The sequence below is a fragment of the Sutterella seckii genome (genome assembly GCF_009183815.1).
Classification (GTDB): Bacteria; Pseudomonadota; Gammaproteobacteria; order Burkholderiales; family Burkholderiaceae_F; genus Sutterella; species Sutterella seckii.
Genome location: NZ_WEHX01000005.1, coordinates 31,172 through 54,593, shown reverse-complemented (window position 1 = coordinate 54,593; position 23,422 = coordinate 31,172). Strand labels below are relative to the sequence as shown.

The window sequence follows — 23,422 nt, the reverse complement described above, 5'->3', positions numbered from 1 at the left end:
AAATGGGAAAGACGCTCTACGAAAAAGTCTATGACGCTCACGTCGTGATGCAGAAGGAAGGCGAACTCCCGCTCCTCTACATCGACCGTCACATCATTCACGAAGTGACGAGCCCGCAGGCCTTTGCGGGTCTGCGCGCGGCCGGACGAAAGCTGCGCCGCCCCGACCTCATGATCGCGACGATGGACCACGACATCTCGACCCAGCGCCCGACGCTTGAGGCCTGCATGCCGCTCGCAAAGAAGCAGGTGACGACGCTTATCGAGAACTGCCGCGAATTCGGCGTGAAGCTCTTCGGCCTCGGCGACGCCCGCCAGGGCATCGTGCACATCATCGGGCCCCAGGAAGGCTTTACGCTTCCGGGCACGACCCTCGTCTGCGGCGACTCGCACACGGCGACGCACGGCGCCTTCGGCGCCCTTGCCTTCGGCATCGGCACGTCCGAGGTCGAGCACGTGATGGCGACGCAGACCCTCAAGCAGCAGCGCCTCAAAACCATGCGCATCCGCTGCGACGGCAGGCTCGGGAAAGGCCTCTCCGCCAAGGACCTGATTCTGGCCATTGCCGGACGCCTCACCACGGCGGGCGGCACGGGCTACGCCGTCGAATTTGCGGGCGAAGCCGTCAAGGCGCTCACGATGGAAGGCCGCATGACGCTCTCCAACATGGCGATTGAAATGGGCGCCAAGGTGGGCATGGTTGCGCCCGACGAAGTCACGTTTGAATACCTGAAGGGCCGTCCCTACGCCCCGAAGGGCAAGGACTGGGACGAAGCCGTCGCCTACTGGCGCACGCTCGCTTCCGACCCCGACGCGAAGTTCGACGCCGAAGTCGTGCTCGACGCTTCGAAGCTCGAGCCGCAGGTCACCTGGGGCACGAACCCGGGTCAGGAAACGGCGATTACGGGGAACGTCCCCGTTCTCGAATCCTTTGAGAATGTCGTTGCCCGCGAAAGCGCCGAAAACGCGCTCAGGTACATTGAGCTCGAACCGGGCGCTCCGATGACGTCGGCGAAAATCGACACCGTCTTCATCGGCTCCTGCACGAACGGACGCATTGAAGACTTCCGCGCAGCGGCAGAGATCCTGAAGGGCCGCAAGGTTGCGCCCGGCGTGCGCGCGCTTGCGGTTCCGGGTTCCGCCCAGGTCCGCGAGATGGCCGAAGCCGAGGGCATTGCCCAGATCTTCCGCGATGCAGGCTTCGAATGGCGCCTCCCGGGGTGCTCCATGTGCCTCGCGATGAACGACGACCGAGCGGAACCGGGCTCCCGCGTGGCGAGCACCTCGAACCGCAACTTTGTCGGCCGTCAGGGGCGCGGCAGCCGCACGCACCTGATGAGCCCGGCCTCCGCGGCAGCCTCTGCCGTTGCCGGCCGCATCGCTGACCCGCGCGACTATCTCTAAAGGAATTCCGGCAATGCAGAAATTCACCGTCTTCACGTCTGTCGCAGTTCCTCTGAACCGCGCCAATGTCGACACCGACCAGATCATCCCGAAGCAATTCCTTCTTGCCGTCGACAGGAAGGGATTCGGGCACCATCTCTTTCACGACCACCGCTGGCTCGACGCCGAGGAAACGAAGCCCAATCCCGAGTTCGTGCTCAACTACCCGGAATACAAGGGCGCCGGGATCCTCGTTGCGCAGGCCAATTTCGGCAACGGCTCGAGCCGCGAGCACGCCCCCTGGGCGCTCCTCGAATACGGCTTCCGCTGCGTGATTGCGCCCTCCTTTGCCGACATCTTCAAGAACAATGCCCTCGGGAACGGCCTTCTTCCGGTCGAGCTCAAGCAGTCTGAAATCGACGCGCTCTTCAGGAAGCTCGAATCCGAAAAGGGCATGGAAGTCACTGTGGACCTCGAAAAGGAAACCGTCACGGCGGGGGACCTCCACTTCAGCTTCAAGGTGGATCCCTTCCGCCGCTGGATGATGCTCGAAGGCCTCGACGCGATCGGCCTCACCCTGAAGGACGAGGACAAGATCGCCGCCTATGAGGCGACGATGCCGGCCTGGCGCGCTAAGCCCCTCGGCTGATCCGCGCGCCTTTTCCTCAAAAATCCCTTTTGCCCATGACTGGCTGCTTCCTCCTTCTGGCGGGGAAGCTGCCTTTTTTCGCTCTCGCGGGCTTCACGTGCGGGATTTCAGGCTTCCGGAAAGCCTTCAGCCTTCTCCGGGCGCCTTCAGAATGACATTTCCCGCTCTTCGCCTCCAGGTCCTGAAAAGCGCCCGCTCAATCCCGGGATAGCGCTCAAGCCACGCGGCCGCTCTGCTCAGGAAAACCCTCGAATCCCAGAGCATCACCTCGACATAAGCGCGGTCCTGCGACTGCGCTTCGCCGCAGACCAAGCCTTCTTCAGGAAACTCCGCCATCGCGGCTTTGAAATCCGCGATCGCGCGGCGCTCCGCTTCGTCCCGTGCCTCTCTATCCAGATCCGGCGCAAATTCAAAGGCAAAGAAGCCCGCTGCGGCGCCAATCCTCTGGAAGGCGTCAAGGGCCTCGGCCTCATCGGCCCGGTATTCATTCATGAAGGCCGCGCACTGCGTGAAGCCCGGACCGATGTCGAAGTAGAGTTCCAGCGCCCTCGGATCGGGCTTGAGCCAGAATTCAAGCTTCTCTCGGATCACGAGGCGCATGTCGAAATCCGCCGACATCGGCACGTGTTCATGGAACCATCGGGCGAGTTCATTCATCCTGATCCCGGGCTCACCGCGCTTCGCCTTCATGATGGAAATGCCGCGGACAAGGCGCATGCTCACGGCTTCGCCGACCGCATCCTCGATCATCGTGCCGAGATCCTCAAAGATCGCCGGGGCATCCTCCTCAGAGATCCCGCGGAAGCTCTCCGCATAAAAGCTCACCCGCCAGCCCGATTCCTCCTGGTCCACCCAGAGCGTGAGCTCCTCCGGACGGATCCCTGACCGGAAGGCGCCGCTTCCGATATGAATTCCCGGGCCGCGTCCCAGCTTGAGCGACCATTTCTCCGCGAGGGCTTCCGGCATCCGGTCGGCGAAATGCACGAGAGGGAATGCTTCGCTGAGCCTTCCCTTCGGCGAAAAGAAAAGGAGTCCCCGGCCGTGCTCATCCAGACCGAGCCCGAATCCCCAGTTCATCGCGACCGGGTGGAAAATGCGCTCTGCCCGTTCTCTCGCCTCGACCATCCGCCCTTCGCGAAGCAGATCCATGACGACGGCAGCTTCGTCAGAAAAGCGCCGCCAGACGAGCTTCACGCGATTTCTGAAGGGCTTGAAGAAGATGGGAAGCGTCACGCCGCGTCTTGCCGCCTCAAGGCGCGCAATCGCATCCTCGTCGCCGGGCTTCTTCTCGAGCGCCCTTTCGAAAAACCTGAGCGCTTCGCCGTCCCGGTCGAGAAAGTAGAGCGCGTAGCCCATGCGGTAGTTCCAGAGGAAAGTGCTCCCCGCGGCGCTTCGCGATGCGCCGAGGATTTCAATCGACCGTTCAAAGAGTTCGTCGTCTCCGGGCTCTGCAAGGTTGTTGTAGGCGCGGGCGAGTTCGCCCGAGAGCCGCCACGTGCGCTTTTCCGGAGGCAGCGCCTCCAGAAGATCAATGATTCTCTGGTATTCGGAAAGTTCGTTGAGAGCCTCCACCTTCTCGAGCAGCGCCTTCTCGCCGGGCTCGTATTCGGCGCCCTCCCCGCCGCTCCTCAGCTCAGACGAATCGTCCGTGCTGATATGGCTTAAGTCGTAGTATCTGACGATTTCCTCATCAGATTCTTCGTCTGCCGCATAGACGGCGACGATCCGGTTCTGCTGCACTTCAACCAGACGGGGCTTCTCAAAACTTTCGAGCGCTGAAGGAAGAAGGCGCGCGAGACCTGCGAGCCACCAGGCCGGCATGTGCGAAAACCCGGCTTCATTCATGCGGAAAACGATTTCCACCTCGCCCTTCCCGAACGCAAAGACGCCGCGGCAGAAGGGATCGTCAGGCGGATCCGCCGGCTTCCAGTCTTTTAAGGGAAGCGCTCTTTTCGCCGCAGCAAGCCCCTCCGGATCCGTGAGGATGCAATGGCAGGACCGTATTTTTTCGAGAAGATCGTTCGAAGGGAGCGCATCCTCGCGCAATGCCTTTTCGGCTTCCGGGTCGATGAGGTGGTATTCCATCCGGGCGAGATCGGCGCCTCGCTCGATATCCTCTCCGAGCATCAGGAACTCCGGATCATCCGGCACGAGCGCGAGACCGCGCTTCTGCGCTTCCTGAGCCTCAGACCTGAGTCCGAAATGGGCGCAGAGCCTCCCGAGAAGAAGCCATCCCCAGGGATAATCAGGCTCCTCCGCCACGGCGCGGTCGGCCGCCTCCTTTGCCTCCTCGATTTTCCCGAGATAGTTGAGCGCCGATCCGAGCCGATACCAATAAGCGCCCGAGCCCGCTGCATTCTTCTCAGCACGCCGGAGAACCTTCACGGCCCGGACGTACTTTTCGTAGCTGTCCATGTTGTTGAGCGCATAGGAAAGCCGGAGCGCCGCCTCGAGATCCTCCGCGGCCTCTTCCTCCGTGAACCGGCCTTCGGCAATGCCCTTCGCAATTTTCTCGTCGATCAGATGCTCCACGCGCCAGGCATACATGGAAGTGCCGTCGTCAAGGGCATCAAGCTCCTCTCGATCCGCGTCGGTGAAGATTCTCCCTTTCGGGGCTGCCATGATTTTCTCCTTCCTCTCCGATTCCTTGGTTTGTTCTGCAGCGGCAGATGACTTTCTCCCATTAAATCAGATTGGAGCTCCAAGCGCTTTCCCAAAAAAATGAAGCCCGGCAGCGGAAGGCATCCGGCTGCCGGGCTTTCAGGCAATTATTCCCGAGAAAGCGCTTTATCGAACGGAGAGCTTGACGTCTTCCGTGATGGCGCCCGAGTAGCGGGCGATGTATTCGCCCTTTTCGAGCTTCGGCGGCACGAAGAAGGTGCCCGTCGAAACAACCTGACCGGCCGTGAGCTTCCTGCCGCGCTTCGCAAGCGCCTCGACAAGCCACTTGAGCGCATGAATCGGCTGATCAAGCACTTCAGTCGAGTCGCCCGACTTGATGACCTTGCCGTCCTTCAGGAGATCCACATGGATCTTGAGAAGGTCTTCGAGCTTCAGCTTCGTGCCGTCCACGGGCGTGCCGTGAATGATGTAGCCGCCGACGGCGCAGTCCGCGACGACGAGATACTTGTTGAGGGCCGGGAACCAGGCCTTGAAGCGCGCATCCGGAACCTCAATGCCGCCCGCGACGGTCACATTCCTGAGGAGCTCTTCGTCCGACATGCCGGGCTCGAGATCAACCTTCGGGATCATCGAGAGCTCGACCTCGATCAGAGGCTCATTCATTTCTGCCATCTGGAGGACGGCAGGCGCAGCAAGAATGTGCGAGGGGATCTGCTCGCCGAAGAGCGGCTCAGTCGTGCCGAACATGTCCTGCGTCGTCTTGCTCGTGAGCGAAATCTTGTAGCCGCCCGTAGGCTCTCCCTTCTGCTCGGCCACCGCGCGCTGAACCGCGTAAGCGGTTTCGAAGTCGTTGAGAATGCCTTCGCAGGCCTTCATTTCGAGCGGAGCGTTGTTCTTATATGCCTCAAAGAGCGCCTTCGGGAGTGTGGAAAGATTCATCGGCTTGCCTCATGAAATAAATGCGCAGCCTCGGGGTTTTCGCTTCCCGCTTAACCCCCCCTCTGCACAACCAAAAAGACGGGTGTTTTCTCCTCACGGGACGGACATCCGGCGGACGGACTCCTCGAGCCCCTCCGGAAACGTGACATCCCGAATTTCGCAGAGAATATTCTTTAAAGAATATCGTCTTCACATCGTGAAAACACGCGCATCTCTAAGCAGAACCCCCGATCAGAGGGCGTATCAGCGCATAGAGCATCGCTTTCTCAGACATCAACCCGGGCGGCGCCAATCCGCGAAAACGCTGAGAGCCGGGCGCATCTTCGGGCTCTAAGATTTTGGAATCAGCCTCTTTTTGTCACCCGCTTTTCCCCGATCCGGCATGCACGACCTTTCCGTCTTTTTTGCCATCACCTTCGTTACCGTCCTCACCCCCGGCGCCGGCGTTCTCTTTACGATTTCCTCGGCACTGAGAGGCGGCATGCGCTCTGCCTGGCAGGCGCCCCTCGGCAACGTTCTCGGCTCCTTCGTGATTGCGCTCCTTTGCGCGGTGGGCTTGGGCGCTGTCCTCACCACATCGCCCGTTCTCTTTACAGCGCTCCAGGTCGCCTCGGCGATCGTCCTTCTCTACCTCGGCTGGCGCGCCTGGCATAGTCCGGCAAAGAGCTTCGAATCCCTCAGGGAAGGCGAAATTGAATCCGAAAAGGGACCGAAGCCCAGAGGGGGATCGCTCTTTCTCTCCGCGTTTCTGCTCCAGCTCACGAACCCGATGCTCTTCGTCTACCTCGTCTCGCTCCTGCCGCAGTTCGTGGCGCCCGAGGACCCCTACGTCGAGCGCATGGCGGTGCTCCTCGCCATCTTTGCGGGCACGGGCATCGTCATCCACTTCTGCTACAGCTACTCGGCCGCCTGGGCAAGACGGTTCCTTTCGGGCCCGAAAGCTTCCTCCATCATGAACCGCGTCTCGGGAGCGCTCTTCATCTTCTTCGGCGTGAGCGTCCTCGTGAAGGCCGTGGCCGCTCAGATGGCTTGAGGAATGGCTGAAAGCTTCTAAGGAAAAAGGCCGGAAGACATGCCTCCGGCCTTTTTTTTCAATTCGGAAATTTTTTGGGAGAGCTTCTCCCGGACTTTCTTCCGCTTATTCGTCGTAGCGGACGAGAGCCTCCGTGAGGACCCGCGCAGCCGCGAGGAAGTCGTCCATCCTCATGGCTTCATCGGGATTGTGCGATCCCTTCTGGTTGGCGATGAAAAGCATCGCAAAGGGAATCCCCGCCGCACCGAAATTCGCCGCATCGTGGCCCGCGCCCGAAGGCATTTCCTGAACGCCGATGCCGAGCGACTCGGCGCCCTTTCTGAGATGCGCCATCAGCACCGGATCGGAATGATTGGGCGGAATGATGATGGAGGGGTCTGCTTCAAAGGTGACGCCCATTTCCGCGGCGAGCTCGTCGAGCTCCCGGTCGATGACGGCAGAGAAGCGCGCAAAGGCCTCATCGTCGAGCGAGCGCATGTCGAGCGTCATCTCGCATTCGCCCGCAATCTTGTTCGGGATCGCCGTATCAGGCGTGCGGATCGAACCCGTCGTCACGACGAGGTCGTCGCCCATCGCAAGGGCATGCGCCCATTTGTCGTAGATGTGCGAAACAAAGCGCGCGCAGGCGCAGGCCGCATCATGACGGTAGGGGAAGTCGATTGCGCCCGCATGCGCGCCCACGCCGATCGCGCGGATTCTGCGGTTGAGCCGTATGCCGCGAATCCCGGTGACGAGACCCACGCGCGCGGTCTTCAAGTTGTCGAGCTTCGAGCTCTGCTCGATATGGGCTTCAAAGAAGGCGGCGATCTTCGTGAGATCCATCAGGGGTTTTCCGCCCGTGAGCTTCTGAGCATCCAGGCCGTGCCTGGCGAGAAGCTCGCCCAATGTGGGCGCCCCTGCAATGAAGCGGCGGTCGAGGTCGACGGGCTTCAATTTTCCGAGAAGCCCCGTGGAGCCCACCAGCCCCTGCTCCTCGCAGCGAAGAACGAGCACGCGGTAGTCGCGCGGGAGCACGATGCCCTGGGCCTTCAGCCATAGAACCGGGCAGAAGGCCGCGGCAATGCCGGCAAGCCCGTCGTAGTTGCCGCCGTCAAGCACGCTGTCGGCGTGGCTGCCTGAGACGAGCGCCGGAAGCGACCGGTCGCGGCCGGGGAGCGTGAGCCAGAGGTTCCCGGCGCCGTCCTCTTCCGATTCAAGGCCGAGCGCCTCGCCCGCACGCTTCAGGTATTCCACCGTCCGGTCTTCCTCGGGCGAATAGCCGAGGCGCGTGACGCCGCGTCTCGGTGCGGGCGAATGCGTGAGTTCGCGCACATCGGAAAAGAGTTTTTCAATGAAGGGTCCGCAGACGCGGGCGAAATCAGATGTGTCCTGAGTCATGGCAAAAATGGGGAAAACAGAAAACGAAAATCCCCGGAGCTTCTCATTCGGGAAAGGACTCCGGGGACCATTCAGGCGAGACGCGCCTCAGGCGTTACTTCAGGTCGACGCCGAGGAAATTGAGCGCCGTCTGCGTATGGAGCGCTGCGCCCTTCACGAGGACGGATTCATCCACCGTATAGCACATGTGGTGCTGCGGGTAGACGGCATTGCAGGCGGGGTTGCGGATGCCGAGGAAGACCATGGCGCCCGGAATCTTCTCCTGGTAGTAGGCGAAGTCTTCGCCGCCCATCGTCTGATCAGCCTCGACCACCTTGCCTTCGCCGAAGATCTTCGTCACGGCCTCAGCTGCCAGGTCGCAGATCTTCGGATCATTCGTCGTGACCGGAACGAGATACTCGTAATTGACTTCAGCGGTGCCTCTCATCGCTTCGGCCGTGCACTTCGCGATGCGCGTGATGCGTTCGGCGAAGCTGTCGCGGATTTCCTTCGAGAAGGTGCGGGTCGTGCCTTCCATCACCGCATCGCCGGCAACAACATTGAAGCGCGTGCCGCTCGTCAGTTTGCCGACCGTAACGACCGCCGTATCGATCGGGGAGAATTCGCGCGAAACCATCGTCTGCAGGTTCATGACGATCGAAGCGGCCATCACCAGAGCGTCCGTGCCGTGATGGGGCTGCGCGCCGTGCGTGGACTTGCCCTTCACGGTAATCGTGAACTTGTCGCCGCTCGCCATCGTCGGGCCCTTCCGGATGCCGACGGTGCCGGCCGGATAGTCCGCCCAGACGTGCATGCCGAAGCAGGCGTCGACCCCTTCGAGCGCGCCCTCGGTAATCATCGACTGCGCGCCGCGGCCGATTTCCTCGGCAGGCTGGAAGGCGAGCAGAACCGTGCCCTTGATCTGGTCGCGCACGTCGTTCAGCATATGCGCGGCGGTAAGGAGCATCGAGATGTGGCAGTCGTGGCCGCAGGCATGCATCACGCCCTTATTTTCGCTCGCGAAGGGAAGACCCGTTTTTTCCGTCACGGAAAGCGCGTCAATGTCGCCTCTCAGCATGATGGTCTTCCCGGGGAGCTTGCCTTCAATGCGCGCGAGGGTGCCAGTGCCCATGCCGCAAACTCTCCAGGGAATTCCAGCCTTATCGAGCTCCTCGCGGATGCGCTGGGCGGTCTTCACCTCCTTCGTGCTTTCCTCGGGGTGCTGGTGGAAATAGCGGCGCATCTCAACCTGATAAGCGCTGTACTTTTCAATAAGGTCCTGCAAAGTCATTTTTGATTGCGTCCGGATAATGACATAAGGCGCTCAGGCGAGCCTCTCCGGGAGAAGCTCCTGAACGCCTTACGTCAGGAAGAAATAGAAATCAGAGGAACTTGACGAAGATGCCGGCGAGCACCACGGAAGTAATCGTCACCGTAACGAACCCGCCCACGATCATCGAGGGGAAGAGACGGCTCATCAGATAGTCGACCTCTTCCTTGTTGGCGCCTTCATCATGGCAGATCTTTTCAGTCATGATCGCGTCGAAGGGGAAGCCGTAGAGCGCCGTGAGGCAGTTGGCATAGCCGAGCCACGGGGAAATCTTCAGGATCTTGCCGACGATGAAGGCCATGATGCCCATGCCGCAGAGGCCGATCACGAGAAGAATGAGCATCGGTCCGATCAGGTCGAAGAGGAGCGCCGGCGTGCAGTCGGCGAGGCCGCTGTAGACGAACATGATCAGAGTGAAGAAGAGAAGGTCCTTCGAACCGGTCTTGCTCAGCACGTCAGGCTCGAGGAACCCGAGGCGGCAGAAGATCACACCGAGAACGAGCGCCCAGATCGCGCCGCTCACGCCCGTGAGAATGCCGATCACAAGTGCCAGCCAGCCGACGAGGGCGAGCTTGAGCAGAACGAAGAAAGGCGTATTCCAGGCGTCCGGGACGGCAAGAATGCCGCGCTTTTCATTTTCAGGAAGCGCCATGGCGTCAGCCATCACGCGGCGGCTGTCGACAACGGCGCCGCCCTCCGGATGACCTTCGCGGGCTTCCTTCAGGAGCTTCTGCGCTTCACGCTTCAGGCAGATCGCGGTAAGCGGATAACCGGCAAAGCCCTGAATGCAGTACATCGAAATCGCAAAGACTGCCGCCACGGGGAGACCGGCGTCCTGCGCAGCCTTCTGCATCATGGTCGTCGCAACGATGCCGCCCGCGAGCGGGGGAAGGCCAGTAATGACGAGGGTCTTGTCCATGAGGAGCGGGCAGACGAACCAGGCGAGCGTGCACATGCCGAAGAGGCCCGCGAGGCAGATGATCACGGTCTTCCACTGCTCAAGGAGGCGCTTAAGGGAAAAGAGCGTGCCCATATGAGCAATCAGAAGGAAGATTGCAACGGTCGAGCCGAGCTGCAGGATCTTGGCGTCCGCCACCACCGTCTTCGGGAGGAAAGTCCAGAAGCAGAGAAGAAGAATGACTGCAGAAATGAAGACTGAGGGAATCCAGCCCTTGGTGAGCTTGGAGAGCCATTCGCCCAAGAGCACCACCACAAGGCAGGCCACGAAGGCGGACATGAAGTTGTAAAGCATGAGTATCTCCTGCAGACAAAGGCTGCGCGTCAGACGCGCGCTTTTCCTGCCTTTATCCGTAAGCCTGATTCTAGGTAGAACCCGTTTTCAAGCCCGTCTTTTCTCGTGCTTCTCTGATGATTCATGTTGGCAAATAGTAGGTTTTGCCTAGAAAAGCTTTCGCGAAAACGAGGAAAAAACATCGTCAGGCCGGAATCTTCCGTCCCTTCAGGAGCTCTTCACCGGCGTCGAGCAAAATACCGCAGCTAAACATTTTTTAGAAGGAAGTCATCCATGTCTCTCATCACCCGCCGCGAGATCTGCGCGCTTGCCGCCGTCATGCCGCTCGGCGCCATTGCCTCATCTGCTCAGGCGGCCCAGGCGAAGGCCGGCGCAGAGGAATCCAAAAAAGCAGAGCTCTCCGTGCTCCTTTTCCCGGGCTTTGAAACAATCGACGCCATGGGCCCGGTCGAAATGTTCGGGAACCTCAGGGACTTTTCCATGCGCTTCGTTTCTCTCGAGGGCGGCGTTGTGAAGAGCGCCCAGGGCCTTCCGGTGATGACGGAAAAATTCGGGATCGAAAACGCCTCGCCGCTCCTTCTCGTTCCCGGCGCGGCGCCCGCCTTCCTGCCGAAGGACCCGCGCTTCTTTGAAATGCTTAAAGCCGCAGCCCAGAAAGCGGACTGCGTGCTCACCGTCTGCACGGGGTCGCTCTCGTAGCGAAAACCGGACTTCTGAACGGAAGAAAGGCGACGAGCAACAAAAAGGCGCTGCCGATGGTGATGAAGGCGGTTCCGCAGGTCAACTGGCAGAAAAAAGCGCGCTGGGTGGTCGACGGGCGCTTCTACACCTCTTCGGGCATTTCGGCCGGCATGGACATGGCGCTCGGCTTCATTGCCGACCGCTACGGCGAAGAGGAAGCCCAAAGGATTGCGGGCTTCACGGAATACCGCCGCATTGCCGACCCTTCAGACGATCCCTTCGCGATCTGAGAACGCTCTGAAGCCTGAAAAGAGAGGCGCTTTTCCGACCGGGAAAGCGCCTCTTTTCCATGCGAACCGTGACGAAGGAAAGCCGAGTTCCGCTCAGTCCCTTGCGGCCGCCGATACCAGAGCCTTAAAGAGATTGAGCGCTTCGGGACGCTCGTGCGAGAGCATTTCCGGATGCCACTGCACCGCGAGCATGAAGCGCTTTGCCGGGTCGTTGAAGGACTCAATGATGCCGTCCTTGGTCGACCGGCCGTTGAGGACGAGCCCCTTCCCAAGCTTCTTCACGGCCTGATGGTGGCGGCTGTTGACGCGGATTTCGCCCGAACCCACGATCGACTCGAGAAGCGTTCCGGGCTCGACCGTAACGCCGTGCGTCACAATTGCGTAGTCCTCAGGCTGACGGTGAACGTCCATGGGGACCCCGAGCTCCGTCGGAATATCCTGAATAAGGGTGCCGCCGTAGACGACGTTGAGCACCTGGCAGCCGCGGCAGATGCCGAGGGTCGGGAGGTTGTGCTCGACGGCAAGCGCCCCAAGAACCATTTCGAGGCGGTCGCGCTCGGGTTCGAGCTCCCCGCAGGCGGGAGATTTTTCCTCGCCGTAGAGCGCAGGATCAATGTCGGCGCCGCCCGTAATGAGGAGACCGTCAAGGCGGCTGAAAACCTCCCTCATGTCCGCTTCATTGATGCTGATCGGCAGGAGCACAGGAATGCCTCCTGCGCGCGTCACCGACTGCAGATACTGATTGCGAACGCCCACGACGGATTCGGGCTTCAGGTCCGGCGTTACGCCGATCAAGGGCTTCATGGCGCTAAGATCCTCTGGAGACAAAAAAGAGAAGGGCCGAAAGGCTCCTCGAAGCCCTTCGACCCGATCGATTCTATTTTGAGGGGAATTCCCCCGAATCAGGCGGTTTGCTTATCCGAAGCGGTGTTCTGCAAAACCGCGCCCTCAACGAGCGCCTCATTGAAGGAGGCCTTCTTTTCAGCATCTTCCTGAGCGGTCTTGGCGGTTTCGACCTCGAGCTCCGTCTGAAGGAGCTTCACCATCATGAAGCGGTTGAGAACCTCACGTGCAAAGAGGAGGAACCCGAGGTAGAGCTCGCTCTTTCGGAGCGAAATATGCTCGTCGCCGATCTGCACGAGGAAGCTCTGCTGGGCGAGGTCGAGGTGCTCGAGCACGCGCGTGCAGGCCTGGGGACTGAAGTTGTCGCGCACCTGCTGCATTTCCTTGGCAAGAAGAATCGTGTTCTCGCGCATCTTGCCGTGGAAGGGCGAATGGCTGTTGGCGACGTAGTTTTCAGCGACGCCGAGCTGATCGCGCAGCGAATGGCTCACTTCCTTCATGTTGGTGAAGGCGCGGTAGTAGAAATTGCGCGCATCGCGGTCGCGCTTTCTGCCTCCCCCCTGAAGCGCCATGCTGTAGTAGATGCCGCGGCGCTCGGAGATTTCATCCATAAGGGAAATCGACTCAGCCTTGAGCTTGGCGAGGGTGGCGTCGTCTTCGCGCAGGAAGGCGACGAGGCCGTCGGAAAAGACCGTGAGCGTGCGGTCAAGGTAGTGATTGACGTTCGTCGTGAGGAGCTCGCAGATCGAGCTCTGGTCGCCCTTATCGACCTGACGCGCCGTTTCTTCGGTTTCTTCCGGAGCTTCCTTCGTGAAGAAGTTCGTGCGGGCGATCACGCAGAGCGCGAAGATCATGCCGATCAGAATGACGGGTTCGCCCCAGAAGGCCATGAGGGACGCCACGAAGCCGCAGGCGGTTGCCGCGCTGAAGGCCGTGAGGAACCAGCCCGTAATCACCGTGAGGACGCCCGAAATTCGGTAGACGGCGCTTTCGCGGTCCCAGGCGCGGTCGGAAAGCGACGACCCCATGGCAACCATGAAGGTGACGTAGGTGGTCGAGAGCGGGAGCTTCATGCTCGTTGCCGAGGCGATGAGCGCCGCTGCGAGCACCAGATTCACGCTCGCGCGCAGCTCGTCGAAGGGGAGCTCAATCTGACCGGGCTTCGGACGCGGCTTCACAAAGCGCGTGTCGAGCGCCGCAAAGACGGACTTCGGAATGATCTGATGAAAGACGTCGTTCATCCGGAGGGCGCTTCGAACCATGACGCGCGCCGGGAGCGAGGAGCCGAACTGTTCCTTGCCGCCGCGGGTAGCGGAGGACAAATTGACGGCCGTGCGGATGACGCGGTGCGCCTTTTTGGAGAACCAGAGCGTGAGGCACATCACAACGCCCGAACCCGCGAGGATGAGCGTGGGAGTATGCGTGATGTTTCTCAGGCCCCCCATCGTCATCACTTCCGGATCAGCGCCCGGCTGAGCAGTAAAGAGATGGAAGCTGTCGAGCGCCGCCACCGGAACGCCCACGAAGTTGACGAGGTCGTTGCCGGCGAAGGCGAAGGCGAGCGCAAAGGTGCCCGAAAGAATGATGAAGGGGAAGATGTTGGCGCGAAGGAAAATGATCGCGCTCTGGAAGACGACGAACCAGAAGGCGAAGACGCCGATCAGGATTTCCTCGGTATTTTCATCCATCCAGAGAATCCACTCGGGCTGCATGAAGCTCGCGCCGCGCGCGCCCTTCATGACGAGGAAGTAGAGGATGGCCGTGAGCGACACCGCGCCGAAGATGCCGCCCGCCCAGCGGTACATGCGCTCGTACTGGAACGTGAAGATGAGTCGCAGGATGTACTGGATGACGAGGCCCGCCACGAAGGCGATGATCACGGAAACGAGAATGCCCATGATCATGGCGAGGGCTTTGCCGGAATTGACGTAGCTCCCGAGCTCGGAGAAAGGCGCTCCGCTCATCCAGATCTTGGCGCAGGCGACGGCGAGCGTGCCGCCGAGAAGCTCGAAGACGATCGAAACCGTGGTGGAAGTGGGAAGCCCCAGGGAATTGAAAGTATTGAGGAGCAACACGTCCGTCACGATGACGGCGCAGAAGATCACCATCACTTCCTTGAAGGTGAGCATCTCCGGCACGAATACGCCGGTCTTTGCAATCTCCATCATCCCGGAGCTGAAGGTCGCGCCGAGCAGCACGCCGGCGCTTGCCACCGTGAGGATCACCCAGAAGGGAGCAGTGCGGGAGCCGACGGCGGAATTCAGAAAATTAACGGCATCGTTAGAAACGCCGACGAAGAGGTCGCAGATGGCAAGGGCTGCGATCAGGGCCAGGACGGTGTAAAGAAATATGTCCACGATTTGCCTTTATGCCCGCTTCTGCATGCCCTGCCCGGCACGGCCTTCCCCGCGGGAAGGCCTTCTTCTTGGAGTAGGCAGACGTGCTGACGAGCTCATTTCCGGAATGTAATAAATATGTAACCCGACATTTTAGGGAAGCATATGGGGCGGATCAATTAGGCCGAAATATTTATTCCGCGCGCGGTATGCCTCCCGCATGCGATCAAAGCCGGGTGCTCACGCCGCTCATGTTGGGCTCAACATGCGGGCGCTTGAGGTAGAGCCAGACCACCATCGGAAGCAGGATGAAGCCCGCGAGGAAGACGACGAACTTGATGCTGAACCACATGGCGAACATGCCGCCCGCGATCGGGCCGATGACGCTCCCCACCTGCTGTGCGGCATAGGAGAGGCCGAAGATGCGGCCGCGGTCTTCCGGACCCGTCGAATGCGTGAGAACGGCGTTGATCGCCGGGAAAATGCCTGCAAAGGCGAGCCCGCCCACAAAGCGCCAGGCGCCGAAGGGAACAATCGTGTCGGGGATCGCCTGAACCATGCCGAAGACAGCGGACCCGAGAAGCGCAAGGTAGAGCACCGGCCGGTAGCCCCATTTCTGCCCGGCAATGCCCCAGAGGGGCGACGCGATGACGCCGGAGAGCCCCACCACCGAGAAGAGGATGCCGGAAACCAGTACGAGCCGGTCCATGCTCCCCTGCAGTTCGCCGACATAAAGCGGCAGAATCGGCTGCAGGAGGAGAATCGTCATCTGGACGACGCCCGCCGTGACCAGCATGCGCTGCACCACGGGCACCTTGAGAAGATTCGTCTTCGGACGCGGCGCCCCGCTCTTCACGACCTTCTTTTTCTTCGGCTCGCGCACCTTGAAGATGATCATGAGCGAGATGATGAAGAGCGCCGCGGCGCCGAGGAAGAAGGTTGCCCGCATGCCGAAGGCTTCCGCGAGGAGGCCGCCGAGGAGCGGCCCCAGGACGCCGCCCGCAGTCATGCCGGACTGCATGGTGCCGAGCGAAAAGCCGAGCTTGTCCTTCGGCACCGAAGAGGAAATAATCGCGAGGCAGGCGGGCCAGAGTCCGGCCGCGAAGCCCTGGAAGGCTCGTACGGCAAGGAGCTGCCACTCGTTCTGAACGATGCCGCCCAAACCATAGCTCACCGCAAGGAGAACCGCGGCGCGCACCGCCATGAGCTTCTTCGATTTTTTATCAGCCATAGCGCCCCAGATGGGGGCCATGATGCCTGAAATCAGAAAGGAGACGGAAAAGACGAGGCCCGACCAGAGATTCACGTCTTCCTGCGCAACCTTGAGCTCTTCAAGGAGATACATCGGAAGGAAGGGAATCAGCATCGTGTAGGAAAGAGACATCAGAACGGATGCCGCCGTCAGAATCGTGAGCGTCATCTTCCAGTTCTGCAGGATGTCCTTCTGGAGCTCCTCTTCGGCCGCGCGTTCGAGCGCATCGTCGTCGGAATCGTTCGTTTCGGCAGGCGCTTCCTCCGCCTTCACATCCTTTTTGGCCGCGGGCTTCTTCGAGAAATCGATTTCATGGGGCTCGTCGTACACCCCTTTGGCTTCATTTTCAGCGCGGCGCAGCTCCTCGGCCTCATCCTGGACCGAAGCGGCTTTTGCGTTCTGTGCGGCTTCGCTCCCGGCTTCGTTCCCGGGAATTTTCTGATTCTCTTGGGTCATGAGCGGCCTCTGTCGATTTATTTTTCGCCGTGTTGTTCCGAAAAGCTGCTTTGTGGAGAAAGGGGTCGGAGGACGGGTTGGCAGGCTTAAAGAATGAAGCGCAGCTCGGGCGGTAAACGCACGAGGCTTCTATTCTGAAATGCTACCCCTGAAGGCGCTTTTGCAAAAGTCAGGAAAAACGCCTTTACTGTCTTTCAATGCAGTTCGGGAAAAAGCTGATCCACCAGATTTCGCGTGATGAGGTCGAGGTCGCCCCAGGCCCCCGCGAGAAGCGCATTGGGAGAAGCCTTCTGAGAGGCATGGCGCCAGCCGGCAGCCGTCGTCCCCGGATCCCTGCGCCAGACGGAGCGCTGGGTTTCGCCGGTAAAGAGATCGCGGTAGTCGAGCGTAATGGATGCGGGCAGATCGCCCGGCGTGGACATTTCAGACCCCGAAATGGCGACAAAAAAGCGGCAGCGGCGGGGATTGGGCTCTTCGTAGCCCTTCAGAAACGTCACAATGTAGCCGCGGTCGCGCAGCGCCCGGTGAACGGAGATGTCGAGTTCAGTGGAATGAAAGCTCCCCGCGGCAAGACACACTTTCTCGCCCTGAGCGGGAATGCCCGAAATGAGCCCCTGAGGATCCTCCGCGCGCGCATCCAGTACGGATTCCCTCTGAAAATCCGAGGCGCAGCCGGAAAGCATCATTAAAAATGCCAGAGCGCAGATGGATGAAACAGCGATTCGCTTCATAAGTTTTAATTTCGATATGTTGAATGCGAAATCTATTAATTAAGGTTAACTCAATTCCGAGGCATACGAAGAATCCGGGCGGCTCCCGCGCGAATATACTCAGTGCCTTCTTCTGAAACCCATTCACGACTCACGTAGCATCCAAGCATGTCTCAGTGTCCTCAGCTTTACAACCCCAAGCTCGTCTGCGCCGCCGCGCTTTTATTCACCCCTATTTTCGGCGCCGCGCTTCAGGCGAAGAACTGGATGGCTCTGGGCGAACCCGACAACGCCCGGGCAAGCCGCATGTGGATCCGCTCCTCGCTCTGGCTCATCGTCATGTACCTCGTCGTGCAGACGCTCTTTCGCAATGAGCCCGTCATGGACTGGCTCGGCCCCTACTTCCTCGTCGTGCTCTGGGGCGCCTGGATGCTGACGAGCGGCTGGCAGCAGCTCGTCGTCGTTTCGCGCACGATCGGCAAAAACTACGATTCGCTCCCGATGGGCCGCGCCATCATTCTGGGCGCCGCAGGCTGGCTCGCCTACGGCCTCATCACCGTTACGATCACGCTCGGCCTCGTGCTCACCGGCATTGAACCCCTGTCTGCCCTCACGGAAACGCCGAAGGAAGAACAGAACGGCGTCATCATCCGCGTTCCGAAGGAGGGCGAAGCGCCCATTGTTGAACCGCTTCCGAAGGAAAAAGAGGCCTCCGGCACGGCCGCTCAGCACTGATGCCCAAACGCCCGGACCCTTTATTTGAAATTCCCCGTCCCGCCGCCTTTACCGAGCCCGTTCTCGACCTTTTGGGCGGCGTGGCGCGGCCCCGTTCCTTAAGCGGGGAAGAAGCGATCGCGCAGCTCGCCCGCATTGAGGCAGCCGCGCATCAGGGCGACCCGGAAGCCCAGGCTGAACTTGCGCGCAGGCTTCTCACCGAGTCTCCCAATGCGCGCACCAACCGCCGCGCACTGATTCTTCTCAGGAAATCCGCCGCCCAGCGTTCGCCCGCAGGCCTTCATCTCCTCGCGCTCCTCAATCTCCGGGGCCAGGGGATGAAGAAAGATCCGACGGAAGGCGTCCGGCTTCTTGAGGAAGCGGCTTATCTCGGCAGCGCCGCCGCCCAGACCGATCTTGCCAAAGCCCTTGCGCTCGGGATCGGCACGGCCAAAGATGAAGGGAAGGCGCTCTACTGGCTCAGGCTCGCAGCCGCTCAGGGCGACAACGCGAGCGCGCTCAGCGCCGGGCGCATGTACCGCGACGGTCTGGGCACCCTGCAGAACGAAAGGGAAGCTCAGAAATGGCTCGAGCAGGCGGCCAGAGCCGGAATTCCCGCAGCGCAGTTCGAACTCGCCGAGCTCCTCAGGCGCCGCGACATTTCGCTTCGCGATATTCCCGGCGCCCGCCGCTGGATGCGCGAGGCAGCCTTTTCCGGCATTGTGGAGGCGCAGCTCAGGATCGGTATTGCGAGCTGGTCGGGCGCAGGCGGCGCAGTCGATCAGCGCGAGGCCGTCCGCTGGCTCTGCCGTGCGGCGGAAGGCGGTTCCATCAAGGCGGCATCGATGCTCGCAGGATTCCTTATGACGGGAAACGGCCTGCCCCTGTCGCTCCCGCGCGCCTGGACCCTTTTCCGCTGGGCTGCCGAACGCGGGGATGCCGGCGCCGAATCCACTGCCCGCATTATTGAGAATCAGATCTCTCAGGCCGAGCGCGCCGAAGGCGAGAAGCTCCTCAAAGATTTATCCCCAAAAGCAATGCTCGAGACCCTCATTCCCCGAAGCGACCGGTGAGGCGCATTCCCAACGCGCAAAAAAAGAGTCATTGTCGAAGATCTGTGCCTCCGGTCATCCGGACGCACAGGCATCCGAAGTCCTTGAGGGCAGTCTCTTCGAAGCAATGACTCCAGAAATACCACCAAAGGAGGTTGTCTCAATCGCCTGAGACAACTGCCGCGAAATTCGCGACATCTGTATTGTCGCACGATCTCATCTCATCCAATTGAAAATTTTGCATTTCTTTCGTAAAAATTGTTTGATCCTTGCGAAGGCTCAAAGTTTCGGGGAGCTCAAACCTATAAATTGTATACATTGATACCTATTAATAGTCACGGAAATACCCGTGCGCTACATGCCGGGACATCCTTTCCTGACCGCCAGCGCATTTGTGCCTTCCTCGAGCCTTGGTGGAGACGCTGACAATTTTTTTGCGCGACCCCAAGGAAGATAGTGTTACAGTCTCTCTACGGCCATGGGAACAGCGGCTCAGGAAAACGTCTCAGGGGGAGAGCTTTTCCTGGCCTACACCCGGACCGACCCAGCAATCCGCCGGATATTTTTATTTCGTGCGGACTGAATTCATATCCAGGAACTCTCTCTCCCAAGGATTATTCAACATGAACCGTCTCGAACTCGTAGATCGCGTTGCTGCTCGCAATACCGCCTCGAAGGCTGAAGTGGACCGCATCATCGTGAGCGCGCTCGAGGAAATCATCTCGGCTGTCCGCGATGGCGAGACTGTTACGCTTATCGGCTTCGGCACCTTCAAGTGCGCCGACTGCGCTGCGCGTACGGGCCGCAACCCCTCCACGGGCGAACTGATCCACATTCCGGCAACCAAGAAGCCGAAGTTCATCCCGGGCACGTCCTTCAAGGAACTGCTCAACAGCGACAAATAAGCCGCTCGACCCCAGCAACCATGTAAAAAAGCAGCCTTTCGGGGCTGCTTTTTTCGTGGAGGCAATTAAAGCGCCTCGTCACCGGTCGTTGCGGCGCTCAATGAAGTGCGGGAAATACCCCTTGAGGAGCGCTATCGCCTCTTCAGACGGATAGTCCGATCCCACGGCGGGAAACGGTGAAAAAAGGGTTCCCATGGGGCGCCGGTAGATCTGAAGGGCAAATGTATCGACGCCTTCCTCCCGAAGCCAGCGCGCGAGCTCAAGAAGCTTCTCTTCGGGCAGATAGTCCGGATGCGCCGTCGTGCGGCATTCAAACTTCACGCCGGAAGCCTGAATGAGCTTGAAGGATTCGAGGAAATGCGCGGCCGAATGAGGCCTTCCCGTCACCCGGTCATAGAGTTCCGCATCCGTCGGAGGAGCCTTCACGTCAAGCCCCACCCAGTCGATCAGGGGAAGAATCTCCCCGAGGCGCTTCGGAATAATGCCGCCGGTATGAAGGCCCACGGCAAAGCCCATGTCCTTTACCCTGCGCACGGCATCGGGAAGCGCCGGGTCGACGGTCGGTTCTCCGCCAGAAAACACGACGCCGTCAAGGAGCCCCTTGCGGCGCATGAGGAGCGACTCAAGCTTTTCCCAGGAGTCGTGCTCCAGTTCAGGTGAAAACTCCGCAGGCTGCATCCAGGGATTCTGGCAGTAGACGCACCGCCAGGGGCAGCCCTGAAGAAAGGCGACGGCGGAGAGCTTTCCCGGAAAATCGATCGTCGTAAAAGGCGTAATCCCGGCAACGCGCAGACGCGCTGCCGGGACCTTACCTTCCGACTCCCGGCTGCCCGCCTCCTCGAGACGAATCACCCGGGAGGTGTCAGAGGCGCCGGATTCCATCATCTTCAAAGGAAATCAGCGGCCGCAGCAGGTACGGTGAATTTCGCCGTGTCCCTGAGCGCTTTTTTCCGTAAAGCAGACGCGTTCCTCAAATTCGCCCTTCTTGCCGATGTTGAAGCTCTGAACCGGACGGTGGTAGCCCATCACGCGGGTCCAGACCTCGCACTTCTGGCGCTCGGAATCCTTGAGTTCGATCTGTTCGTTCTGCTGAGTCATGTTTCTTCTCCAGTCGATCGGGATGAAGCTTTCCGCCTTCAGCTGCAGTCGTGAAGACTGCAGTCCTGGTTCCTCCGCTTCATCCCTGGTGGGTGCCCGCCATGATAACAGGCGGGTCCGGGGATGCAAATTAAAAATTAGCTATCAACGCTATACAGAGTATTTCTTTTAGAGAGGACCTACTACATATAGTTTTCATGCGCTTAGAGCCCGCTCAGCTGGCAGCCTTCGCCTCTGCCGCAGATTCCGTTTTGCCGGCAAGCGCGCGGCGCTTCTTCGCAATCAGCTCCGCATCGCACTTCGGGCAGAAGTCGTGGCGGCCCGAGAGGTAGCCGTGCTTCGGGCAAATCGAGAACGTGGGCGTGATCGTGATGTAGGGAAGACGGAAATTCGTGAGCGTGCGGCGCACGAGGTCGCGGCAGGCTTCAGCCGAACTCACCGCCTCGTTCATGTAGAGGTGGAGCACCGTGCCGCCCGTGTACTTTCTCTGAAGATCATCCTGGCGTTCAAGCGCCTCAAAGGGATCGTCGGTGAAGTTGACGGGAAGCTGGGAACTGTTGGTGTAGTAGGGATGCTCGGGAGTACCCGCCTGAAGGATCCCGGGGAAGCGCTTTTTGTCTTCCTTCGCAAAGCGGTAGGTCGTGCCTTCCGCCGGCGTCGCCTCGAGGTTGTACATGTGGTCCGTCTCTTCCTGGAATTCGACGAGGCGGGCGCGGACGTGATCGAGGAATTCGAGCGCAAAGGCATGTCCCGCATCCGTCGTGATGTCGTCCGCATCGTTCGTGAAGTTGCGGATCATCTCGTTGATGCCGTTCACGCCGATCGTCGAGAAATGATTGCGCAGCGTCCCGAGGTAGCGCTTCGTATAGGGGAAGAGCCCCTGGTCGATATGGCGCTGAATGACCTTGCGCTTGATTTCAAGGCTCGTCTTCGCAAGATCGAGGAGATAGTCGAGGCGTTCGTAAAGGTGCTTCTTATCGCCCTTGAAGAGAAAGCCGAGACGAGCGCAGTTGATCGTCACAACGCCGAGCGACCCCGTCTGCTCGGCAGAGCCGAAGAGGCCGTTGCCGCGCTTGAGGAGCTCCCTCAGATCGAGCTGAAGGCGGCAGCACATCGAGCGGATCATGTTGGGCTTCAGTTCCGAATTGATGAAATTCTGGAAGTACGGAAGCCCGTAGCGCGCCGTCATGTCGAAGAGCCGCAGCGCGTTGGGGCTCTCCCAGTCGAATTCCGGCGTGATGTTGTAGGTCGGAATCGGGAACGTGAAGACGCGGCCCTTGGCGTCGCCCTTCAGCATCACCTCAATGTAGGCGCGGTTGATCATGTCCATCTCATCCTGGAGTTCACCGTAGGTGAAGGGCATGGTTTCACCGCCGATGAGGGGGTGCTCCTTCTTGAGGTCCTCAGGGCACGTCCAGTCAAAGGTGAGATTCGTGAAGGGCGTCTGCGTGCCCCAGCGCGAGGGAACGTTGAGGTTGTAGATGAGTTCCTGAATGCACTGCAGCACTTCCTCATAGGGGAGGTTGTCCTTGCGGATGTAGGGCGCAAGGTAGGTGTCGAAGGACGAAAACGCCTGAGCGCCCGCCCATTCGTTCTGCATCGTGCCGAGGAAGTTGACGATCTGTCCGGTTGCGGAGGAAAGGTGCTTCGGGGCATTCGCTTCAACCTTGCCTGCAACGCCGTTGAGGCCCTCCTGAAGGAGCGTTCTCAGCGACCAGCCGGCGCAGTAGCCCGAAAGCATGTCGAGGTCGTGCACGTGCACGTCCGCCTCGCGGTGCGCGCGGCCCACTTCCGGCGGATAGATGTAGTTGAGCCAGTAGTTGGCAACCACCTTGCCGGAAACATTCAGAATGAGGCCGCCCAGCGAATAGCCCTGATTGGCATTGGCATTGACGCGCCAGTCGAGCTGATCGAGATACTCGTTGATGGAGCTCTCCACATTGACCCAGCTCTTTTTGGCGTCGCGCGCCTTGGCGCGGGATTCGCGATAAACGATGTAGGCGCGCAGCGTCGGGAAGTGCCCGGTTTCAAAGAGCGCATGCTCGACGGCATCCTGCACCCACTCGATATTGGGGGTGCGGGACGCATCATGCTGGGAAAGACGGGGAAGCACATGCTCCTCAACCACGCGCCGGGCTTCCTTCTCATCGAACTCGTTGGTCGCACGTCCGGCCTTAGCCACAGCCAACACGATTTTTTCCGCATCGAAATCCCTGACGGACCCGTCGCGCTTGAGGAGATGCTGAGGGAGGGCGCTAGACATACTTCTTTTCCAGATAAATCACAAGAATATAAGAACTACAACCTATAGTTTGTCTAAAAAATAGACAGACTATAGATTGTGGTTCTCATGAGCAGGGGTGAAAACTATAACAGAGCGCCGGCACATGCGCCTACTCCCTTCGATTCAGTACGAAAGCTCACAAAAAACGCTTTCCTTGTCTGAAGCGACTTTATGAGACAAAAGCTCACCCGACAGGGTTTTCCCGGGTCATGTGGATCATCGACACGTCCTGAAAACC

At 60.0% G+C, this 23,422-nt stretch carries 18 protein-coding genes and 1 pseudogene; 7 read left to right on the top strand and 12 right to left on the bottom strand.

Translation table 11 applies throughout. The features are described from left to right. Positions 1-2 precede the first annotated feature (2 nt). On the top strand, positions 3-1,403 hold the full coding sequence (gene leuC, locus GBM95_RS02185; RefSeq protein ID WP_152157579.1) for a 3-isopropylmalate dehydratase large subunit: 1,401 nt from the start codon (positions 3-5) through the stop codon (positions 1,401-1,403). A gap of 13 nt (positions 1,404-1,416) precedes the next feature. Beyond that, a complete protein-coding gene (leuD, locus tag GBM95_RS02180; RefSeq protein ID WP_152157578.1) occupies positions 1,417-2,031 on the top strand; it encodes a 3-isopropylmalate dehydratase small subunit in 615 nt (204 codons plus the stop codon). A 126-nt stretch (positions 2,032-2,157) separates the two neighbouring features. On the opposite strand, the gene GBM95_RS02175 is transcribed toward leuD, so the two are convergent. Further along, entirely contained in the window at positions 2,158-4,653 is a 2,496-nt protein-coding gene (locus GBM95_RS02175) for a tetratricopeptide repeat protein (protein ID WP_152157577.1), read from the bottom strand. Positions 4,654-4,818: 165 nt separating this feature from the next. Then, on the bottom strand, positions 4,819-5,592 hold the full coding sequence (locus tag GBM95_RS02170; protein WP_152157576.1) for a 2-keto-4-pentenoate hydratase: 774 nt from the start codon (positions 5,590-5,592) through the stop codon (positions 4,819-4,821). Positions 5,593-5,974: 382 nt separating this feature from the next. Between GBM95_RS02170 and GBM95_RS02165 the strand changes: the two genes are divergently transcribed. Next, positions 5,975-6,625, top strand: a complete 651-nt coding sequence (locus GBM95_RS02165) for a LysE family translocator (protein ID WP_152157575.1) — start codon at positions 5,975-5,977, stop codon at positions 6,623-6,625. A 105-nt stretch (positions 6,626-6,730) separates the two neighbouring features. Here the strand turns inward: GBM95_RS02165 and GBM95_RS02160 are convergent, their stop codons facing one another. The 3 genes from GBM95_RS02160 to GBM95_RS02150 all read right to left on the bottom strand — a co-directional run bounded on the left by GBM95_RS02160 (position 6,731) and on the right by GBM95_RS02150 (position 10,563). Then, on the bottom strand, positions 6,731-8,002 hold the full coding sequence (locus GBM95_RS02160; RefSeq protein ID WP_152157574.1) for a Zn-dependent hydrolase: 1,272 nt from the start codon (positions 8,000-8,002) through the stop codon (positions 6,731-6,733). Between the two features lie 94 nt (positions 8,003-8,096). Continuing rightward, on the bottom strand, positions 8,097-9,272 hold the full coding sequence (locus tag GBM95_RS02155) for an amidohydrolase (RefSeq protein ID WP_152157573.1): 1,176 nt from the start codon (positions 9,270-9,272) through the stop codon (positions 8,097-8,099). 91 nt (positions 9,273-9,363) lie between these two features. Next, positions 9,364-10,563, bottom strand: a complete 1,200-nt coding sequence (locus tag GBM95_RS02150) for a hypothetical protein (protein WP_193222538.1) — start codon at positions 10,561-10,563, stop codon at positions 9,364-9,366. A gap of 273 nt (positions 10,564-10,836) precedes the next feature. Between GBM95_RS02150 and GBM95_RS13125 the strand changes: the two are divergent. After that, positions 10,837-11,534: pseudogene (locus GBM95_RS13125) on the top strand (DJ-1/PfpI family protein). Between the two features lie 93 nt (positions 11,535-11,627). Here the strand turns inward: GBM95_RS13125 and GBM95_RS02140 are convergent. The 4 genes from GBM95_RS02140 to GBM95_RS02125 all read right to left on the bottom strand — a co-directional run bounded on the left by GBM95_RS02140 (position 11,628) and on the right by GBM95_RS02125 (position 17,107). After that, positions 11,628-12,338 (bottom strand): gamma-glutamyl-gamma-aminobutyrate hydrolase family protein, encoded by a 711-nt coding sequence (locus tag GBM95_RS02140; RefSeq protein ID WP_152157571.1) that lies wholly within the window; start codon positions 12,336-12,338, stop codon positions 11,628-11,630. Positions 12,339-12,436: 98 nt separating this feature from the next. Further along, positions 12,437-14,734: an inorganic phosphate transporter gene (locus tag GBM95_RS02135; RefSeq protein ID WP_152157570.1), complete on the bottom strand. Its 2,298-nt coding sequence runs from the start codon at positions 14,732-14,734 to the stop codon at positions 12,437-12,439. A gap of 205 nt (positions 14,735-14,939) precedes the next feature. Continuing rightward, entirely contained in the window at positions 14,940-16,421 is a 1,482-nt protein-coding gene (locus GBM95_RS02130) for an MFS transporter (RefSeq protein WP_152157569.1), read from the bottom strand. Between the two features lie 194 nt (positions 16,422-16,615). Then, positions 16,616-17,107, bottom strand: a complete 492-nt coding sequence (locus tag GBM95_RS02125) for a hypothetical protein (RefSeq protein ID WP_226963113.1) — start codon at positions 17,105-17,107, stop codon at positions 16,616-16,618. Between the two features lie 192 nt (positions 17,108-17,299). On the opposite strand from GBM95_RS02125, the gene GBM95_RS02120 reads away from it, so the two are divergent. The 3 genes from GBM95_RS02120 (at position 17,300) to GBM95_RS02110 (ending at position 19,802) form a co-directional block, all read left to right on the top strand. Beyond that, positions 17,300-17,866, top strand: coding sequence for a hypothetical protein (locus GBM95_RS02120; protein ID WP_152157567.1), 567 nt, complete (start codon positions 17,300-17,302; stop codon positions 17,864-17,866). Continuing rightward, complete coding sequence (locus tag GBM95_RS02115; RefSeq protein WP_152157566.1) at positions 17,866-18,918, top strand: tetratricopeptide repeat protein; 1,053 nt, start codon at positions 17,866-17,868, stop codon at positions 18,916-18,918. The genes GBM95_RS02120 and GBM95_RS02115 overlap by 1 nt, the downstream gene beginning before the upstream one ends. 602 nt (positions 18,919-19,520) lie before the next feature. Then, positions 19,521-19,802, top strand: a complete 282-nt coding sequence (locus tag GBM95_RS02110) for an HU family DNA-binding protein (protein WP_139687853.1) — start codon at positions 19,521-19,523, stop codon at positions 19,800-19,802. Positions 19,803-19,880: 78 nt separating this feature from the next. Here the strand turns inward: GBM95_RS02110 and GBM95_RS02105 are convergent, their stop codons facing one another. The 3 genes from GBM95_RS02105 to GBM95_RS02095 form a co-directional block, all read right to left on the bottom strand. Next, on the bottom strand, positions 19,881-20,687 hold the full coding sequence (locus GBM95_RS02105) for an anaerobic ribonucleoside-triphosphate reductase activating protein (protein ID WP_152157565.1): 807 nt from the start codon (positions 20,685-20,687) through the stop codon (positions 19,881-19,883). 12 nt (positions 20,688-20,699) lie between these two features. After that, positions 20,700-20,900, bottom strand: a complete 201-nt coding sequence (nrdD, locus tag GBM95_RS02100) for an anaerobic ribonucleoside-triphosphate reductase (protein ID WP_152157564.1) — start codon at positions 20,898-20,900, stop codon at positions 20,700-20,702. 214 nt (positions 20,901-21,114) lie between these two features. Then, positions 21,115-23,163, bottom strand: a complete 2,049-nt coding sequence (locus tag GBM95_RS02095) for a ribonucleoside triphosphate reductase (protein ID WP_152157563.1) — start codon at positions 23,161-23,163, stop codon at positions 21,115-21,117. Between the last annotated feature and the right edge of the window lie 259 nt (positions 23,164-23,422).

What these genes read in the sequence shown, in the direction of transcription:
- leuD (WP_152157578.1), top strand. Translation starts at nt 1,417, where the DNA reads ATGCAGAAATTCACCGTCTTCACGTCTGTCGCAGTTCCTCTGAACCGC.
- GBM95_RS02155 (WP_152157573.1), bottom strand. Translation starts at nt 9,272, where the DNA reads ATGACTTTGCAGGACCTTATTGAAAAGTACAGCGCTTATCAGGTTGAG.
- GBM95_RS02175 (WP_152157577.1), bottom strand. Translation starts at nt 4,653, where the DNA reads ATGGCAGCCCCGAAAGGGAGAATCTTCACCGACGCGGATCGAGAGGAG.
- GBM95_RS02125 (WP_226963113.1), bottom strand. Translation starts at nt 17,107, where the DNA reads ATGATGCTTTCCGGCTGCGCCTCGGATTTTCAGAGGGAATCCGTACTG.
- GBM95_RS02165 (WP_152157575.1), top strand. Translation starts at nt 5,975, where the DNA reads ATGCACGACCTTTCCGTCTTTTTTGCCATCACCTTCGTTACCGTCCTC.
- GBM95_RS02105 (WP_152157565.1), bottom strand. Translation starts at nt 20,687, where the DNA reads ATGATGGAATCCGGCGCCTCTGACACCTCCCGGGTGATTCGTCTCGAG.
- nrdD (WP_152157564.1), bottom strand. Translation starts at nt 20,900, where the DNA reads ATGACTCAGCAGAACGAACAGATCGAACTCAAGGATTCCGAGCGCCAG.
- GBM95_RS02095 (WP_152157563.1), bottom strand. Translation starts at nt 23,163, where the DNA reads ATGTCTAGCGCCCTCCCTCAGCATCTCCTCAAGCGCGACGGGTCCGTC.
- GBM95_RS02140 (WP_152157571.1), bottom strand. Translation starts at nt 12,338, where the DNA reads ATGAAGCCCTTGATCGGCGTAACGCCGGACCTGAAGCCCGAATCCGTC.
- GBM95_RS02130 (WP_152157569.1), bottom strand. Translation starts at nt 16,421, where the DNA reads ATGACCCAAGAGAATCAGAAAATTCCCGGGAACGAAGCCGGGAGCGAA.
- leuC (WP_152157579.1), top strand. Translation starts at nt 3, where the DNA reads ATGGGAAAGACGCTCTACGAAAAAGTCTATGACGCTCACGTCGTGATG.
- GBM95_RS02120 (WP_152157567.1), top strand. Translation starts at nt 17,300, where the DNA reads ATGTCTCAGTGTCCTCAGCTTTACAACCCCAAGCTCGTCTGCGCCGCC.
- GBM95_RS02160 (WP_152157574.1), bottom strand. Translation starts at nt 8,002, where the DNA reads ATGACTCAGGACACATCTGATTTCGCCCGCGTCTGCGGACCCTTCATT.
- GBM95_RS02110 (WP_139687853.1), top strand. Translation starts at nt 19,521, where the DNA reads ATGAACCGTCTCGAACTCGTAGATCGCGTTGCTGCTCGCAATACCGCC.
- GBM95_RS02115 (WP_152157566.1), top strand. Translation starts at nt 17,866, where the DNA reads ATGCCCAAACGCCCGGACCCTTTATTTGAAATTCCCCGTCCCGCCGCC.
- GBM95_RS02150 (WP_193222538.1), bottom strand. Translation starts at nt 10,563, where the DNA reads ATGCTTTACAACTTCATGTCCGCCTTCGTGGCCTGCCTTGTGGTGGTG.
- GBM95_RS02170 (WP_152157576.1), bottom strand. Translation starts at nt 5,592, where the DNA reads ATGAATCTTTCCACACTCCCGAAGGCGCTCTTTGAGGCATATAAGAAC.